Source organism: Stenotrophomonas sp. 57, from assembly GCF_030291075.1.
In the GTDB taxonomy this organism is placed as follows: Bacteria; Pseudomonadota; Gammaproteobacteria; order Xanthomonadales; family Xanthomonadaceae; genus Stenotrophomonas.
Map to the genome: position 1 here is coordinate 2,231,820 of NZ_CP127407.1, position 15,969 is coordinate 2,247,788.

At 62.8% G+C, this 15,969-nt stretch carries 16 protein-coding genes; 2 read left to right on the forward strand and 14 right to left on the reverse strand.

What is annotated here, in order from left to right; genetic code table 11:
* Positions 1-623 precede the first annotated feature (623 nt).
* The 5 genes from QP512_RS10270 to QP512_RS10290 all read right to left on the reverse strand — a co-directional run bounded on the left by QP512_RS10270 (position 624) and on the right by QP512_RS10290 (position 6,035).
* Positions 624-1,232 carry a hypothetical protein gene (locus QP512_RS10270; RefSeq protein ID WP_286068371.1) on the reverse strand — a complete coding sequence of 203 codons (609 nt, stop codon included), beginning with the start codon at positions 1,230-1,232 and terminating at the stop codon, positions 624-626.
* A 160-nt stretch (positions 1,233-1,392) separates the two neighbouring features.
* On the reverse strand, positions 1,393-2,124 hold the full coding sequence (locus tag QP512_RS10275; protein ID WP_286068372.1) for a hypothetical protein: 732 nt from the start codon (positions 2,122-2,124) through the stop codon (positions 1,393-1,395).
* Between the two features lie 2 nt (positions 2,125-2,126).
* On the reverse strand, positions 2,127-2,507 hold the full coding sequence (locus QP512_RS10280) for a hypothetical protein (RefSeq protein WP_286068374.1): 381 nt from the start codon (positions 2,505-2,507) through the stop codon (positions 2,127-2,129).
* Between the two features lie 148 nt (positions 2,508-2,655).
* The gene (locus tag QP512_RS10285; RefSeq protein ID WP_286068375.1) at positions 2,656-4,878 is read right to left on the reverse strand and encodes a S8 family peptidase; all 2,223 of its coding nucleotides are present in this window, start codon (positions 4,876-4,878) and stop codon (positions 2,656-2,658) included.
* Positions 4,875-6,035, reverse strand: a complete 1,161-nt coding sequence (locus QP512_RS10290) for an AAA family ATPase (RefSeq protein ID WP_286068376.1) — start codon at positions 6,033-6,035, stop codon at positions 4,875-4,877. Before QP512_RS10290 ends, QP512_RS10285 begins: the two co-directional genes overlap by 4 nt.
* A gap of 871 nt (positions 6,036-6,906) precedes the next feature.
* On the opposite strand from QP512_RS10290, the gene QP512_RS10295 reads away from it, so the two are divergent.
* Both QP512_RS10295 and QP512_RS10300 read left to right on the forward strand, forming a co-directional pair.
* Positions 6,907-7,263 (forward strand): hypothetical protein, encoded by a 357-nt coding sequence (locus tag QP512_RS10295; protein WP_010485758.1) that lies wholly within the window; start codon positions 6,907-6,909, stop codon positions 7,261-7,263.
* Positions 7,264-7,734: a hypothetical protein gene (locus QP512_RS10300; protein ID WP_286068377.1), complete on the forward strand. Its 471-nt coding sequence runs from the start codon at positions 7,264-7,266 to the stop codon at positions 7,732-7,734.
* 104 nt (positions 7,735-7,838) lie between these two features.
* On the opposite strand, the gene QP512_RS10305 is transcribed toward QP512_RS10300, so the two are convergent.
* From QP512_RS10305 to QP512_RS10345, 9 genes are all read right to left on the reverse strand, one after another.
* Positions 7,839-8,465 (reverse strand): nucleotidyltransferase family protein, encoded by a 627-nt coding sequence (locus tag QP512_RS10305; protein WP_286068378.1) that lies wholly within the window; start codon positions 8,463-8,465, stop codon positions 7,839-7,841.
* Complete coding sequence (locus QP512_RS10310) at positions 8,441-9,502, reverse strand: XdhC/CoxI family protein (RefSeq protein ID WP_286068379.1); 1,062 nt, start codon at positions 9,500-9,502, stop codon at positions 8,441-8,443. Before QP512_RS10310 ends, QP512_RS10305 begins: the two co-directional genes overlap by 25 nt.
* A gap of 9 nt (positions 9,503-9,511) precedes the next feature.
* A complete protein-coding gene (gene paoC / locus QP512_RS10315; RefSeq protein WP_286072028.1) occupies positions 9,512-11,716 on the reverse strand; it encodes an aldehyde oxidoreductase molybdenum-binding subunit PaoC in 2,205 nt (734 codons plus the stop codon).
* Positions 11,716-12,666, reverse strand: a complete 951-nt coding sequence (locus QP512_RS10320; protein ID WP_286068380.1) for a xanthine dehydrogenase family protein subunit M — start codon at positions 12,664-12,666, stop codon at positions 11,716-11,718. Before QP512_RS10320 ends, paoC begins: the two co-directional genes overlap by 1 nt.
* On the reverse strand, positions 12,663-13,310 hold the full coding sequence (gene paoA / locus QP512_RS10325) for an aldehyde dehydrogenase iron-sulfur subunit PaoA (RefSeq protein ID WP_286072029.1): 648 nt from the start codon (positions 13,308-13,310) through the stop codon (positions 12,663-12,665). Before paoA ends, QP512_RS10320 begins: the two co-directional genes overlap by 4 nt.
* A gap of 253 nt (positions 13,311-13,563) precedes the next feature.
* Complete coding sequence (locus QP512_RS10330) at positions 13,564-14,082, reverse strand: hypothetical protein (RefSeq protein WP_286068381.1); 519 nt, start codon at positions 14,080-14,082, stop codon at positions 13,564-13,566.
* A gap of 88 nt (positions 14,083-14,170) precedes the next feature.
* Positions 14,171-14,653: a hypothetical protein gene (locus tag QP512_RS10335; RefSeq protein ID WP_286068383.1), complete on the reverse strand. Its 483-nt coding sequence runs from the start codon at positions 14,651-14,653 to the stop codon at positions 14,171-14,173.
* Positions 14,654-14,734: 81 nt separating this feature from the next.
* Entirely contained in the window at positions 14,735-15,211 is a 477-nt protein-coding gene (locus tag QP512_RS10340; RefSeq protein WP_286068384.1) for a nuclear transport factor 2 family protein, read from the reverse strand.
* 62 nt (positions 15,212-15,273) lie between these two features.
* Positions 15,274-15,843 carry a TetR family transcriptional regulator gene (locus tag QP512_RS10345; RefSeq protein WP_286068385.1) on the reverse strand — a complete coding sequence of 190 codons (570 nt, stop codon included), beginning with the start codon at positions 15,841-15,843 and terminating at the stop codon, positions 15,274-15,276.
* Between the last annotated feature and the right edge of the window lie 126 nt (positions 15,844-15,969).

Consider the following 15,969-nt stretch of genomic DNA (forward strand, 5'->3'; position numbering starts at 1 on the left):
TGTAGATGGTGGCGTCGAACTGACTTGCCCAGCCTGCAGGGTGACAGGGTTCTTGTCCACTGACCGGACATGGAGTCTCTGGGGGGAACAGATGAGGCAAGACAGGGTGCTGGCGCTGGCAGGGCTGACGCCAGACGATCTGGATCTGATTTAGGTCCGGGTTCACCTCTTGGTACCCGCGCCGAAGAGCCGCCGGAAGTCGGACGCCGGCAACCGTACGTCCTGCGTGCTTCTCGAGCACAGCCGCTTGAATCTCGCCAGCTGAAGAAGGCGCATACTCCTGACTGCGCCACAGCCTGGAGGGCCATCACGTGCCCCAGGGTCGCGCAACGGCAGGTGCCTGCCCGTTGCGCGATCATGAAGTTCCGTTGCGCCTTGCTCAAGCATCAGCCGCAACACTTGGCCCTCGACGTCTGCGAAACACTTGAATGCTCTGGATTCTTGCATTTTGCTCGCTGAAACAGCCATTTCCGGGGCGCAACAGTACAAACAAGTACCAAGATTGCGAAATGATGTATCCATCGAATCTGGACCTTTGTTGGTCCCGTGATTGCCGCGGACAAATTGGCCGTGTTTAAGAAAACCCGCCTCTTCTGTCGCGGAAACTCGCCCATGGAGATTGGTCATTTGGAACTAGCGGCGGACGTTGTCGCAGTGGGCATGGTCAGATCGGACACCTTGAAGCCCCTTTTCTTGATTGAGGACTCTAGTGCTCCGCGGATTTGGCCCTCAAGCTTGGTCAGTCGCGCCTCGCCCCCAGGTGCGTGCTCCACGAATTTCTTACGTGTCTCATGTTTCACAAGCATGCTAGCAATTACTGACGCAAACATCGGTTTACGTGCCAGGTGCAGCTCTTCTGCGTCTTCGATAAATCCGGCCTGCCACAGCCGATAGACCTGTTCGCTCGAAATACCTTGGGGCGGGCTCTGCACTGCAGCTTGCAGAATCTGATTGTAGAGGTTCGCCAAATAGCTCCATTGCGAGGCAAATCGTGAATAGAGCGCAACGTATACACCAGCGAAGATCGCGCCGATCCACGGGATGGTGTCTGAGACAAGTGCGCGAAGTGTGTTGAGATCAAATTGCCAAGTCGCACCCGGTTCAACTCTCGATTTCAATGATATCGCCAGAACGTAGAGCCACAAGGTGATGAGCCAGCTGCGAATTAGGACTGCCGTCCCGCCATTGGGCATCCATTTCAGAACAAATTCAAATGATATGAATCGAATCATTGGTTGCTCCTTGATGTGGCGTTCGAAGATACTAAAATTCAAAAATCGTCAATATCGCCGCAGTACTCAGTCCAACTGCTATGCTGCTGCCCCGCCTCTCCAAGGTAACCACCAAATGAGCACGCGAGGAATCTTGAAGGGTCCGTTACAATAAGTGTGATTAATCAATCGCCTCGATGCCAGTACTCCAGAGTCGACCTCGAATTCTTGCCTCAACGCTGTCCATGTCAGCCCGCCCTTCCCCGCGCACCCACGATATGTCTTTATCCAGTCGCTCAGAGCGGCGAAGCATCGGGGCTTCCTGATTGGCCTCGTGCTCTATCAGCGCGCCGTTCAGTCGAGCGAGTATGTTAAAGAGATCGTCCCTCATAGCCTCATCAAGGAAAATGGCGTGTCGGCTGATCTTGTTCAATGCTGATTGGCGGGCGCGCTGAGCATGACTCAACTGGCTCCAGAACGCGTAGTTTCGGAACTGCGTGGTTTTGTCAGTCGTTTTGCGAATGTTGTTCTTCTGCCACTCGTCTAGATCACACTTGTCCAGAAACGCGTGTAGTTGCGATTCCTCCATTCGGTTCAAATCGGGATGGAGCTGTAGCGGCGAGACGAGCGAGGCGGTCGTCCAGAACGCCTCATGAACCTCATCCCAGACCATCGGGAGGACTTCGAACTCACGTTGGTGCAACTTGCTGGCACGATCAAACGACTTGGTCAACTCGTTGCGCAAGCGTTCTATTTCTTTGTTCTGTATGTGGGCCAGATCCTGAAGTCGGCTCTTGAACCTGTCATCCAGCCAACTCTCGCCCAACTTTTTGAACAGCTGAAAAGCTATGAAGCCAGCGCCGCCGCCTGCAGCCGCCACGCTTACTATCCATTCGATGATAGTGGCAGGCATCATCAATGATCCAGTTGACGCTTTCGGGTGAGTATTGCCATCGCGCGCCAGCCCATCACGCTGCTGCCGATCAATGCGCCGAGGCCGTAGGCCGCGCCAAAGTTGGGTTCGGTGTTGCCGACGAGCCAGATCACGATGGTCAGCCCGCCCAGGGCCGGATAGACCAAGGTCGTCACTAGTACCCGCAGGGACCTGGTCCGTTCGAGCTGAGCGAACCCATGCGTGCGCCAGCGTCGGTACCCGTCGTAGAGCAAGGCCTTGCTGAGGGCAGCAAGGCCGCCAAGCAGCACACCAGCCAGCAATTGATGGTTCGTGCTGGGCGGGTGCGCGTGCAGGTTAGCCGTCAGTGGAAATAGCATGGTGAACATGATCAGCATGATCATGTCCCCAGCGCGTCCTGCGCTGGGATGGGCAGGCTTCATATTTTTCAGTCCTCCATGTTCGCGATGTCGGTGGGGCACGCCGTGGCGATGTGGTTGCACCGGGAAACTTGATCGCCCGGCCCCAGGGTCGGCATGCCTTTTGCGCAGTTCAGACACGGACTGGCAGCGTTACCTTTGGCTGCAGTGGGACCAGCATTTTTGCGTACGCACGAAGAACATCGTTGTACAGATCGGCGTGCTTAGGGGCTTCGACGGTAATGATCAGGGCGTAACGAATCTTCTTGGCGCTCGTAGTCGGCGCGCCGGCTTCCCGCGCGTTGTAGTGAATGTCGAAGACCGGGTTTTCAAGGCTGCTGCCACGCATTTTCTTGGTGCCGTGCAGTACGGTCTCCCATTTTCCTTGATCTGAGCGGCGCTCTTCTTCCGTGGCGTACTTCTTCATGTCGAAGAAGCCCTTGGTGTCCGCGTTGGCTTTTCCGTCCTTGATCTTCTTGTCGCTGGGGCGGAACACCACTTCCAGGCCTGCGCGCGTGTAGGCGACGGCGTCCTGCGGATCGGTGGGTGAGGCGTAGCAGAATGTCGCCTTCAGGCGAATGTTCCCGGTAATTCCGCCAGCGGGAAGAGGCAGCGATGCACGCAGGTACTTGCCGGGTTTCAGCTCCCCTTGATATACCACGCGTGCAACGCCGGAGGGACAGGTAATGACCTCCATCAGGTCTTCAGGCATTTTACCCCAACCTACTTCCGCCTTGTCGTGCGTGGACTCACGTGCGGCGTGCACAAGCAGCGCCTTGATCGCCAAAGGTGAGAGTTCCGCGCCGAGAATGGATCGCACCCCCACGGCATTGCGCAACAGAAATGGCGACGCAAAGCTGGTGCCCAGCTGCGGAGCAAGCGTCGGTTTTGCCCCCTGTGCCAGCACGTGGAAGTACTTCGAGTTGCCGGCATCGCCGCCGAACGCCAGCAGATCTGGCTTGACGACGCCCGGGCTACGGCCAGGTCCGATGGCACTGTAGGCCGCCCTCCCCCACGTATCGTCTGTGTTGTTGGCGGCTCCCACCGCCAGCGCATTGACCGCGTCGGCGGGCACCTGGACGCGCGCATTTCCCACCGCACGATCCATCTCGCCGTTGTTCCCCGCGGCGACCGTCATCAGGGTGTCGCCATCACTGAGCAGGTCATCGATCACCGAAGTCCAGGCGTGCACGTCCGTGTCGTCGATCGGGAGGTCCGGGCCGAGGCTCAGATTGATGAATTGATACTGCCGTGACAGAAGTACTTCTTCGACAAATCCCAAGGTGCGATAGAGCTCGAGAGGATCTTCCCGCTCCGTCTCACGGTCGAGGACGCGCAGGTGGTCGACGTATGAGTACGGGCGAGCTGCCGCTTCATTGGGCGCGATCGGGCCGAACAGAAAGGCAGAGGTGACGCCAAGGCCGTGCTCCACCCCTTCCGCGTCGTCCTCGGCGTGTTCATCCAGGACGCGATAGCTCCCCAGCCAGGGCGCGATGCAGTGCGGGTCAGGCAAGCCGCCATCGAGAATGGCGACTTTGGGCTCCGCTGACAGCGGGGGCTCGGTCGGCAAGCTGCATGGAATGGTCACTCCGGCCGAGCGCTGCATCGGGCGTACACCCCGTAGCTTTGGCATGGGGCGCACGATGCGAACAAAGACAAACTCGGCCAGTCGCTGGATGCTATCAGGCGCGCCCTCCACCGGGAGGAACCACAGGTTTCCGGCTCGAAAGGCGAGCTCGGTATATGCCTTGACGTCGATCTCGGCCGCGTACGCGGCAAAAGCCCGTTGTACGAAGTGGTCATTGTCGTCGGGGAGCAGATGGACACCGACCTCAAAGACGCGCTGCGTACCGGTCCCGATAGCGACAATGCGATCGCGGGCATCAAATGAGGCGATCTGCTCTATGTGCGAGAGGTCCTTCGCTTCACCGGACCCCTCCTCCACGTGCATAGCCAGTTCGTTGAACTGACGAAATGCCTGGCGTCGACCGACAACAAACAATTCGGTCGTGGTCGATTCTCGCGGCTGGCCCTTTTTCGACCAGGCTTGTGGCGTGAGCTTCACCGCTCGGCTACCCACCGACTCAAGGCCTGCCGCGCGCAACAGCGCTGCAGGATAGAAAGAGCGGGCAATGTAACTGGGATTGAGGGCCAAACGGGCCACGCCCAGATCGCCTGGGCACGCCGCGCTGGGCAGATCATCCAGGGCGCGTGCCACCGATGACATCTGCGGCAGCAGCCTCTGCCGGGCCTGCTGCAAGGTGTACACCTCGGCCTTATCCATGCCGCGCTTGGGGCCCTTGATCTCGTGGGTCAGCAACTCACCACGCCCTATCAGGAAATTGGTCTGGCTCATGCCTCACGCTTCCTCTTGATTCTTGGAGTGACGATCCGGTTGTCTGCGGTGTACTTGCGGATGGTGTCCCGGCTCACGCCGGTGATATCGGAAATGCTGTGCTGGGACAGGCGGGTCTGTTGGGCCAACAACACGGCCACGTCAATCCGTCCTTGGCGATCCAGTGACAGAATGCGTGTCCGGATGAAGTCTTCGATGAGATCGGCATCGGATGCGGTTCCCAAGGCCACGGCCCTTCTGAGTCGATGGATCTCGCGCTCGATATCGCTGAACGACTGGCCGTGGAATAGGAAGGACAGGACATCGATCCAGCGGCCAAACAGCGCGTAGTCCGGGCCAAGAAATCGCGAGGTCGCGTCCTTGACGGCAGAGATATCGGGCATCTTGAACTCAACCACCAGGTCAAAGCGTCTCCACAGAGCCGGATCAATCAGCTCGGGATGATTGGTGGCGGCCACCAGTACGCCGGTGGCAGGCCATTCGTCGACTTCCTGCAAGATCACGGTCACCAGGCGCTTGAGTTCGCCCACATCGGCGTCGTCGCTGCGTCGCTTGGCAATCGCATCAATTTCATCGAGCAGCAGCACACAGGGGCTTCGCTTGGCAAAGTCCAATGCGGCGCGAAGATTGCTGCCGCTCTTTCCCAGCAGGCTGCTCATGACGGCGGTCAAGTCGAGTACATAGAGCGGCACTTCCAGCTGAGACGCCAGCCATCGCGCAGTCAGGGTCTTTCCCACGCCGGGTGGGCCAACAAAAATGGCGGAGCGCGTTGGCGTCAGCCCCTGGGCAGCCAGGCGGGCAGACTGCTTGCGTTCCTGGATCAGCTGTCCCAGCGATTCATCCAGCGCGGCTGACAGCAGAGGGGCTTCCCGATGGGGGGGGTCTTTGAATACCTTCAGCAGCGACAGGCGTGACTCATCGTCCACCGGTAGTGGCTGTTGCGGCAGGGCTGGCGCGGCCGCCTTGCGCAGCGGTGCGCCCGCGCTCCTGGGTTTGGTGCGGAGGAACAGATCCACCTGCTCTGCCAGATCAGGTTCGCTGCCGCGATACTTGCGCACGAGCCGCGCGGCAAACATGCGGACATCCTCCGTTTGCTCGGCCAAGGCGAGCCTCACCACCTGGGCTAGATCAGCCTTAATTCCGCTCAATTCGCCCATTAGAACACCAAATCATTGATTTATAACGTTAGGAAATCGCCGTTAGGCGGACTAGATGCATTGTCGCATAGATTTGTTCGCCTGTGACGGGCAGCGACTGACCTGTCCTTGCGCGCCCAGGTGGTGGTCGGCAGGGGCGGCTGGGCGCGGGTATTGGAGCGTCAACTACGCCGCAGTGGATAGCCCTGCTGATGCGTCCATGAGGTACCAAGGGGCATTGTGCTAATGATCCGCCCCGCCGCTTGGTGACATGCAGCGCTTTGCTTCGCAGACCCCGCCGATTAACGTGACGCGTCACGTGCAATCGGCAGCGCATTGCTGGCGGCCCACCTCTCGACCCTGAAATGCCTGGACTCGCAGGGACGGGCGCGCGCGCGTGGTTGGAGCGGGCCAAGGTTGCGTTGAAGGGTTACTGACGCCTGGCGGCCCTTGGCAATCCTGTCGCATTCGCCTCGCTCGCGGCCTCGCCGGGCGGATGCCGACACTCGCTAGGCTTGCACCACCGACATCGCCGATAGCCTTGCAGTGCAAGGCTCCGGCCCCATTGAGTCGTATACAACGATTCTGAAAATGTTGAATGTGGTGACGGCATCAGCCTTACTGCATTGGCATCGCGCACAGCCGGGCGTATTCCTTTGCGTGCCACCGAAAACAGGTGGCCGGGATTCGAAACCCCGGTAGTTCGCTGAAGTAAACGCTTGCCAGCCGGCATCACCCTGTGTGGTGCCGGCTGGCAATCCGTCGGCCGGCTATGGCGGGCGGTGCGTGGAGGCCTTGTGCCTGCCGGTTCAGCGAACACCGGGTTTCGAACCACGCATCGTCCGCCACCTTTATCGGTGGCGGCTTCTGCATGCACGCAAGGAGCCCAGCCATGACCCAGCCCCACTCCCCTGCCCCGCACCCGATCCACGATGCGCCCGCCAACGGCCCCGCGCTGGACCCGAACACCCTCATCGCCCTGCTGCACAGCATCGGCTCCGGCGCCGCCTCCGATGGCCAGCCGTGGCCGGAACGCCATCAGATGCCAGGCCGACGCATCGCCCTGGCGGATACCGACTGCTCGCTGGCGGGTCTACGGGTGGTGCTGGAGATCCTGCTGGCCGCGCAGCGCGCCCGCGAAAATGGCGAGCTGGAGCAGTACGTTGGCCCGCGCGTGATGGAGGGGCTGATCATGGCCGGAATCGGCCTTACCGCACACGCCAGTACCCGACTGCATCCGGAGGGCTGAGTGGCCTGGTGGCGCTGGGCGGCCACCGCGCTCTGTCTTGTGGTGGTGGTTGCGGCACAGACGCAGTGGCTGGCACCGCCCAAGCCCTCGCCTATCGGTTTCCACAGCATCCCCGGCGATCGCTTTCTGCAATTGCGCCGCCAAGCCATGCAGTTCGTGGAGGCTCGGCCACGACAGGGCTTCCAGTTCGTTGAGCGGCATCGAGATGCCGCGTTCCAGGTTCATTGCCGAGGCATACCCGTGCTGTGGCTGGAGAGGCGCTCGCACCATCTGCTGTTGCAGGTCTCACTGGACGCGAAGCAGCGGGCGCCTGCCGTTGTGCGGTTGCGGGCGCTCCTCCAATGGCAGTTGGAGCCGTTGGATTACCTGGAGCAGGTACTGGCTGGCGTGCCGGAAAATGTTCTGTTGGATCGGGTGCTGCAGATTCTTGCCAGTGATGTGCCTGATGGGGCGCGATGTGGCGTGCCGTAGTCGAGCGTGGCTCGACTCTACAGGGCTGGGGGCAGCGAGGGTTCGGGCTCCAGCCCTGCCGCTCCTCACCTGTGCGACAGGCATTGGCCCAGTGGTCGTGCGAGTCACCTCCCGGCATCGATCCAGCCCGCATTGCGCGCACGCGCAAGATCTTCTGGCGTATCGATATCCAGGCCCAGTTCCGGTGCCTGTAGGACATGCACCGTATCGACAGGAAGTTGCCTCAAGCGCGCTCCGAAGCCGCGGTCACCGGTTGCACCCGCAGAGTTGAACCATGCACGCGGCACTACTGCGGGAACGCCAAGCACATTTCCGTGGCGGGTGCCCGCGCACGTTGACGCTGCGGCGCGGGCACCGGAAAGCAGCGCCTGCAGATGGGAGCGCTCGATTGCGGGCTGGTCGCATGCCACGACCATCACCGCGTTCACCGTGGGCAGCAGGTGTGCGCCGGCAACCTGCAGACTGCTCGCCAAGCCGCGTTCCCAGTGGTGGTTGGTTACAGGTATGGCATCCAGCCCGGCAATGCTGGATGTCACGGCCTGTTCGTTTGCGCCCACCACGACCAGCACCTGCGCTGGCGCGAGCTCGCGTGCCAACCGCACTACGCGATGTACCAGGGTCTCGCCCTGCCGGGTCAGAAGCTGCTTGGGCTGGCCAAGTCGGGTGCTCCCGCCGGCAGCCAGCACGACGACCGCATGCACGTCAGTCACCTGTCGTGCGCGCTTCGCCATTGCTCCAGCTGCGCGGCGATGCTGAGCGAAATCGCCTCTGGCCCTCGGCCGCCGATGTTCAGGCCGACTGGCGATCGAAGTCTCGGGGACAGGCGGTGGCGCTGATCCGTTGTCAGCAGCTTGAACAGGTCCTCACGCCTTCGCCGCGGACCCAGCAGTCCAATGAACGCGACGTTGGTATCAGCCAGGGCCACCAGCGTCTCCCGGTCCAGTTCGAAATCGTGATGCATCACCAGTGCCGCGTCGCACTGGTCGCCATGAAGGGCCTCGGCCGGGCTGGTCTGAAGATGCGCATCCGCGCACTGCCCGGCTGAGGCCCAGCGCGCTCGCCGTTCGGCCACGCTGACCCGCCACCCCAGGCCGCGCAGCAGCGGAACCAGGAAGGGCGTTTCGGGACCGCCCCCCAGCACCAGGGCCTGCGGAAGCCGGGGCAACGGCAAACGCCACGCACCCTCGCCAAAGGGCTGCGTACCATCCATCGGATGCAGCTTCCACGCCTGCTCGTGATGGCCGGCACGGAAAATCACCTGCCCCGACGTACGAAGGTCGCGCTGGAGTGACACCCCCTCGCGCAACCAAGCCTCGATGACGACGTCGATGCCGGCCATGGCGCGCAATGGCAGGAGCGCAATCCGCAGCAGGCCGCGGCACCCGAGAGAGGACCCACTCAACAGATCGTCGTCACTGCGGGTGTCGATCTCGATCCAGTCGACCCGCCCTGCCGCGCTCACCTGCTGCGCGCGTCGCGCGAGCTCGGGCTCCAGGCATCCGCCGCTCAGCCAGCCGACCTGGCTGCCCTTGCAGAACAGCACCATGTCGCCGGCACCGGCGTAGGTGGAGCCATCGGTTTCCAGCACCAGCGCGAGCACGGCGTGCTGCCGTGCGCGCACGTGCGTCACTGCCGTCTCGAGTACGCCGCGCGGGTTGCCTTCGGTGAGGAAGCCCGGCGCTGCGGACATGTCCTCGGCAAGATCGCCAGGCACTCCTCCGCCTGCCGCTGAAGCTTCCAGCGCGAGTGAGGCTACGGGTCGGTCCATGCGCAAGGGTCAGCCCACGTCGGGCAAGCCGGGCAGCAGCTTGTCCAGGGTAATGGGATAGTTGCGCACGCGCACGCCGGTTGCGTTGTAGACCGCATTGGCGATCGCGGCGCCAACCCCGCAGATGCCCAGTTCACCCACACCCTTGGCCTTCATCGGCGAGATCACCGGATCCAGCGTGTCGAGGAAGACCACCTCCTGGTACGGGATGTCGGCGTGCACGGGAACCTCGTAGCCGGCCAGGTCGTGGTTGATGAACAAGCCAAGCCGTTTATCGACCACCAGCTCCTCCATCAGGGTCGCGCCCGCACCCATCACCATCCCGCCGATGACCTGGCTGCGTGCAGACAGCGGATTGAGGATCCGGCCGCCATCGCATACCGCAAGCATGCGGCGAATGCGTGTCTCTCCAGTGTAGGCGTGCACGGCGACCTCGCAGAAATGCCCTGCATAGGTACCTACGTCGTAGCCTTGTTTGAAATCGCCGAAGGCAATGCCGTCCTCCGCCGAAAGTGTGCCCGCCTCCGCCAGCTTGATGGTCCGCCCACCTGCCTGGATGCGGCCATTGGCGAAGTTTGCGGTGTCGCCGTCGAAGCCGAGTTTCTCGCCCACCTTGCGGCGCAGGCTGACGCACGCCGCGTACACGCCTGCGGTGGAGCTTGCCGCGCCCCACTGGCCGCCGGAACCGGCGGAGGCGGGATGACGGGAGTCGCCGAGGGTCACCTGGACCCGCTCCAGCGGCACGCCCATGGTCTCGGCTGCCGTCTGCGCGATGATCGTGTAGGAGCCGGTGCCGATGTCGGTCATGTCGGTCTCGACAATCACCCCACCCTGGCCGTCAAGCCGGACCCGCGCCGCCGACTTCATCGTCGGTGCGCCTCGATAGCCCGCGGACACGCCCATGCCGACCAGCCAGTGCCCTTCCCTGACCTGCGCCGGTTTGGCGTTGCGCTTGTTCCAGTTGAAGCGCTCCGCGCCTTCGCGCAGGCAGCGCACCAGGTTGCGGTCGGAGAACCTCTTGGACGGATCGCCGGGCACGACCTCGGGCTCGTTAAGGATGCGGAACGTGATCGGGTCGAGACCCAGCTTCTCGGCCATTTCGTCCATCGCCACTTCCAGCGCCATGTGGCCGGGTGCTTCGCCCGGTGCGCGCATCGCGTTGCCTTCGGGCATGTCGAGCGTGGCGATGTAGTTGGCCACCAGGCGGTTCGCGCCTGCATAGAGCTTAGGCGTCTGCAGGGTGCCGTTTTCGCCATCCTCGCCGTTGATGTTGCCCGACCAGTTCTCATGGGCGATGGCGGAGATCCGGCCATCCTTTCCGCAGCCGATCCGCACGCGCTGGAGGGTGGCGTGCCGGTGCGTGGTGTTGTTGGGCATCAACGGACGTTGCAGCGCGATCTTCACCGGGCGCCCGACCTGCTTGGCCGCCAACGCAGCCAGCACCGCGTCGGCACGGATGAACAGCTTGCCGCCGAAGCCGCCGCCGATATAGGGCGAGTCCACGCGCACTTTGGCAGGATCGATGCCGAGGATCGCCGCCATGCCCTGCCTGGCCCAGTCGATCATCTGGTTCGCCGTCCACAGCGTGAGCGTGTCACCCTCCCAGGCGGCGATGGTGGCGTGCGGCTCCATCATCGAATGACTTTCGTCGGAGGTGTGATAGGTCTCGTCGAGCTTGACCGCGGCGCTCGCGTAGGCGGTGTCGAAATCGCCCAACGCCTGCCGGTCGGGCTTGCCGTCACGCCCCTTTGCCAGCGGTGCGGACGGTGCCAGAGCCGGGAAATCGAAGCGACCCTTGCTGAGCTCGTAGCGGGTGCGGATCAGCGCCGCGGCGGCGCGGGCCTGCTCGAAGGTCTCTGCCACCACGCAGGCGATGGCCTGGTGGTAGTGGGCGACTTCGGGTCCGCCGAACAGCGGCGCATTGTTCCAGTTCGATTTGCCGACCGGCTTGGTTTCCGGTGCGGTGATGACCGCCAGTACGCCGGGCGCGGCACGTGCGCGGGAGGCATCCATCGAAATGATGCGCCCCTTGCCGATGCCCGCACCGACGATGTAGCCGTAGGCCTGGTTCGGCGCCACGTCATGGCGCTCGTAGGCATACGGGGCGGTGCCGGTGGTCTTGCGTGGACCGTCGATGCGCGGCGTCGACTTGCCGACGACCTTGGCCTTGTCGAACAGGTTGTCGCCGGCGGGGGCGTTGAATTCAAGGGGCATCAGCGCTCTCCTTCCACCAGCACAGCTGCGAGGGTGCGCTCGGCGAGCGCGATCTTGAACGCGTTCTCCCGCGTGGGACGGGCACCGGCGAACACCTGCCGGGCCGCGACCTTTACGCCGTCGCGCAGCAGCGGTTCGGCTGCCTCGACGCGCCACGGCTTCGGCGCAACTCCACCGAAGGCGAACCGCGCCGAGCCGTCTCGCTGCACGACCGCGGCGACCGACACCAGTGCGAACGCATAGGACGCGCGGTCACGTACCTTGTGGTACACGTGCCGACCACCCAGGGGCTCCGGCAGCGTGACGTGGGTGATCAGCTCACCCCGCTGCAGCACGTTGTCCTGCTGCGGCCTGTCGCCGGGCGACCGATGGAAATCGGCAATCGGGATGCTACGCGTACTGCCGTCACCGCTGACGGTCTGGATCGAGGCGTCCAGCACCCGCAGGGCCACCGCCATGTCGCCCGGATAGGTCGCGATGCAGCTGTCCGAGGTGCCGATCACGCCCATCTGCCGGGAGAACCCCTCGAGTGCGCCGCAGCCGGAACCGGGGAGGCGCTTGTTGCAGGGCAGATTGGGGTCGTAGAAATACGGGCAGCGCGTGCGCTGCAGCAGGTTGCCGCCGGTGGTGGCTTTGTTGCGCAGCTGCCCGGACGCGCCTGCCACGATCGCGCGGGTCAGCACCGCGTAGTCGCGGCGCACGCGCTCATGCGAGGCCAGCGCGGTATTGGTGACCAGCGTGCCGATGCGCAGGCCGCCTTCGTCGGTGGGTTCGATCCTGTCCAGGCCGATCTCCTGCACATCGACCAGGTGCGCTGGCGTCTCGACCTCCAGCTTCATCAGGTCGAGCAGGTTGGTCCCTCCGGCCAGGAACTTCGCGCCCTCGGTACCGGCGACGGCCCTGGCGGCCTCGGCCGGGGATTTGGCGCGTTCGTAACTGAAGGCCCTCATGAGCGCCTCCCTGCAGAGGTTGCGCCAGCGACCTCTGCCATCGCCTCGGCAATGTTGGAATAGGCCCCGCAGCGGCAGAGGTTGCCGCTCATGCGTTCGCGCATTTCCAGGTTGGTGGCACGGGGCCGTGCGCTGACATCCGCCTGCACATGGCTGGGGACACCCCGCTTGATCTCGTCCAGGACCGCCACCGCCGAACAGATCTGCCCCGGCGTGCAATACCCGCACTGATAGCCATCATGCTTGATGAAAGCAGCCTGCATCGGATGCAGGTCATCGGGGGTGCCGAGGCCTTCGATGGTGGTGATGGCATCGCCCTGGTGCTGCACCGCCAGGCTGAGGCAGGCATTGATGCGCTCACCGTTGACCAGCACGGTACAGGCGCCGCATTGACCGTGGTCGCAGCCCTTTTTCGTTCCAGTCAGCTTCAGATGTTCGCGCAGGGCATCGAGCAGCGTGGTCCGGGTGTCGAGCTCAAGCTCCCGCCGCTCGCCGTTGACGGTCAAGGCCACCGTGCTGATGACCGGCGGCCTGGGCGGCGGGGGCGCCGCCAGTTCGGCGGCGAGCGATGATGCCCCCGGTGCGGCGGACATCGCCACGGTCGTGACGCCGCCAGCGATCACCTGGCGACGCGTCAACTTCATTCCTTCATCACAACTTGGCACAGTGACCTCCTGGCATTCGGGAAAATCCCGTGGCTGGATGGACGCGCTCACACTACCGAAGGGCCACTATGCCCATCTGCGGGGTACAGATCTGTGAAGTCAGCGAAATATACGACCCTTCCAAGGCAGTCAGCTTGCGTACCTAGAAGAACGTGTTGTAGTAGTTCCGAAGAAATCGACTGCCTCGAGCTCTTTCAAGGACACCCGGACTCATTCCCAGCCTGCAAGCCAACTACGGCGGGCTTGTCTGAGTTGCCACGCTCGCTTCTCTCGCAGGTAGACGGCTTCTCTCTTCCTCTCGCTTGCTGGCACATCGCAGAGACGCCATGCGTCCCGCCTGCTCAAGTTCGGAATGCGCGGCCTTCACTCCCTTCAGCGCGGCACTCTTGAGCCATGCGTATGCCTCACTGGATGACTCACAGTCCTGTTTGTGCCTCAACATGAAGAACATGTTGTACTGTGCAACCGGGTGCCCCAGCGCTGCGGCATAGGCAAGCCACATATGGGAGTTGCCGGCCACGCCTTTACCCTCAAAGTGGCGCGAAAGTCGAAACGCCGCATCAGCATCGCCTGCATCTGCGCGCCCGACCAGCGTGCGTAGCTGCTTGTTATCAAGCTCCACGCCACTGTCCGTTGCGATCGGGCCGTCAAGCTCAACTTTCGGCGTGTCCGGTTGAGGGGGCACCTGCGCATTGACCAACCCGGCGCCCGCCAGACACAGGAGAAGACCGGCCTTCTTGAATATGGTCATTTGACGCTGCCCTCGTTCATGAAGGTCACCCGCTCCTCAGGATGACTGCAGTGCGTTTCCTTTCGGATGTTCTGTCGATGGCCCGACGCTACAAAGGCGTTGGCTGGGAGGGCTCGGGCTCGTGGGTGGAGCCCTCCAACAAGGCAACGTAGGTATCGAGCCTGGTGCGAAGGCCGATCAGCATCCATCCCAGCAGGTAAAGCAGCACCATGGCGAAGATAAGCAGTGCGCCTAGCAATCCAACATCGAAAGCGCCCGGCCAGTCGCCCCATTTCCATCCGCGGAACTGCAGGTAGAGGGCAATCAACAGCGGGAATGGTCCCAGCCGCTGCACGCCGCCATGCATCATGCCCATGCGTTCAATCATGTTCGTGCGCAAGGTGCTGACGAACTTAAGTCGCCGCTCGCGCTGGACACGCGGGAATCCGCGAAGCTCGCCCACCACCGCTTGCCAGTGAGCCAAGCCCTCATCCATTTCGTGGGCGTGCGAGAGCCGCGGCTGACTGAACTGGCGAATGCCCCTGCCGGCGGCCAGGACGCCACCGGCAATGAACCCTCCAATCATGTCCATTGCGCTCCTGCCCCGGCCGGTACAGATGCCGGCCGCCCCGTCGTGTACCTGAGCGCGCTTGGGATGGCGCCCAAGCGGGAATTACATACCCAGCTCCGACAACCCCGGATGATCATCCGGGCGACGTCCCAGCGGCCAATGGAACTTGCGGTCGCTTTCCTTGATCGGCATGTCGTTGATGCACGAGAAGCGCCGCTGCATCAGGCCGTCCTCTCCGAATTCCCAGTTCTCGTTGCCATAGGAACGGAACCAGTTGCCGGCGTCGTCGTGCCATTCGTAGGCATACCTGACAGCAATGCGGTTTTCGGTAAAGGCCCAGAGCTCCTTGATCAGGCGGTACTCGAGCTCCTTGTTCCATTTGCGTGCCAGGAACTGCCGGGCTTCTTCCCGGCCATTGGTGAACTCGGCGCGGTTACGCCACTGGGTGTCGAGCGAATAGGCAAGCGACACCTTGTCGGCGTCGCGGGAATTCCAGCCATCCTCGGCAAGGCGCACCTTCTGCGTGGCCGATTCGAGGGTGAACGGAGGAAGCGGCGGACGGGGCTGTTCAGCGGACACGGGGAGACCTCCAATCGAGATGGACAGACGGGTTGCTTCAAAGGATCTGGCGTACTCAGGCGCTAACGCTTGGCCTGTTCCAACAACAGCTTCGCGACATCCTTCGCGGTGTCTGCGGCGCCGTAATCAGCCATCACGCGCGACAGGGTGATGGCGCCTTCCATCAGGATCAGCAGCTGACGGGCCAGGTCCGCCGGCTGCTCCACATCCAGTTGTCCGGTAAGTTCCAATGTGTAATCAAGCAGCTTCTGCTTGTGATCACGCGCGATCTGCCGAATCGGATCGGCCGGGTCGCCGACCTCGCCTGCGGTATTGATGAACGCACACCCGCAATAGCCCTCGGACTGGAACCAGTTCCTGAGCACGGTGAACATGCCGAGGATGCGTGCTTCCGGGGTGTCCGCCTTCTCGCACTCCTGCCGGAACCAGGCCAGCCAACGCACGTCGCGCGCCCTCAGCGCAGCAGCGGCCACGTCGTCCTTGTTCTCGAAATGGCGGTAGATGCTCTTCCGCGCCACGCCCGAGGTCTTCACCAGCAGGTCCATGCCCGTGGCGTGGATCCCGTTCTGGTAGATCAGCGCCTCGGCCGTGGCCAGGATCTTCTGTTGGGTATCGGTGGTGGCCTTGCTCATGGGCGCAAGGTAGAACGTTCGTTCTACCATGTCAACCGGCGATGTCGCGTAGCCCCTACGCGGACGTCCGAGCGAGACGATCTGTCAATAAATCAGGACATTTCATCACCCGAACGCCTGACTGTA